The following is a 1047-nucleotide window of genomic DNA, read 5'->3' on the forward strand; positions in this document are numbered from 1 at the left end:
CCTTTTTTCTTCTTAATTTCTAAACCTTTACGACGGAACTCTAATGCATACGACATCTTTAAATATTTTTCTCTTTTCTTTTATTATAAATATTCTATCATTATTTAGCTATATTTAGTGGTGGGGTAGAGAAAATGGTACTAACCCATATTCCAAAAAAAAGTGGTGGTGTCATGGATACGGTTGCGTTCCGTAAAAGTAAAGCGATGCAGAAAATGATTAAGGACGCTGGTCATACTTTACCTTCCGCCTTATTCTTCTGACCTTAATCCCATTGAGAAAAAATGGGCTCACCCTAAGCAGCTACGATATTCTAAAAATTCTTCAATTGATGCGCTATTCCCTATAATCATTCATAGTTAATGGGTTATATATATTATTCAAAAAAAATAATTTTCTTCTATTATTATAGTTGTAGTCATAAAAAAACAACAATATTATATTATGAAGATATTAAACTACGTTCTTTTAGGTGGGGTAATTTTTAGTGTTTATTCAGCAACTTATGCTGTGAATGAAAAGTTGCAAATGGTTAAAAATGATTCGAAAAATACCACCAAAAATTTTTTTCCATTATTAAGAAAGGAGATTTTTGATACTAGTAGGGATTTTATCTCATTTATGGTTCGGCCTCATGCTCTAGAGCGTGATACAGTCATTCCTTTTTCTGACCATATTATGCAAGCTATACCAAAACTTTCTATCAACGACTTAGATCAATTACACCTGGACATTTCTAACCAAGTGAAAAATTATGATTCAGTATTAATACCATTTTTTAATAATTTATTAGTTACAGTTCAAGAAAGGCGTAAAATGTATGATTCAATCGCAAAATTAGATTTTACAGTCCACAAAGATAATATATTAAGTCGGTTAGATACCGTAAAGAGTAAAGAAGACTTTTTTGCATTGTTTCCCCCTGCCTATACTCTTCCTTTCGGACAAGACCCTATGGCGCTGAAATTGCTCAAAGATGCGTTTATTGATAGTCTAAAAAACTTTAAAGACTCTAAAGCTTTTTCTTCAGCGCAAATAAAAGGAGCC

3 protein-coding genes are annotated in these 1047 nt (G+C 31.6%); all 3 read left to right on the forward strand.

What is annotated here, in order from left to right; genetic code table 11:
• Positions 1–134 precede the first annotated feature (134 nt).
• Entirely contained in the window at positions 135–263 is a 129-nt protein-coding gene (locus HCUR_RS09735) for a hypothetical protein (RefSeq protein ID WP_279337379.1), read from the forward strand.
• Positions 235–363 (forward strand): hypothetical protein, encoded by a 129-nt coding sequence (locus tag HCUR_RS09990; RefSeq protein WP_423751881.1) that lies wholly within the window; start codon positions 235–237, stop codon positions 361–363. The genes HCUR_RS09735 and HCUR_RS09990 overlap by 29 nt, the downstream gene beginning before the upstream one ends.
• 258 nt (positions 364–621) lie before the next feature.
• Positions 622–1047: hypothetical protein (locus HCUR_RS00710; RefSeq protein WP_129591796.1), on the forward strand; the 426-nt coding region annotated here is incomplete at its 3' end.

Source organism: Holospora curviuscula (genome assembly GCF_002930195.1).
In the GTDB taxonomy this organism is placed as follows: Bacteria; Pseudomonadota; Alphaproteobacteria; order Holosporales; family Holosporaceae; genus Holospora; species Holospora curviuscula.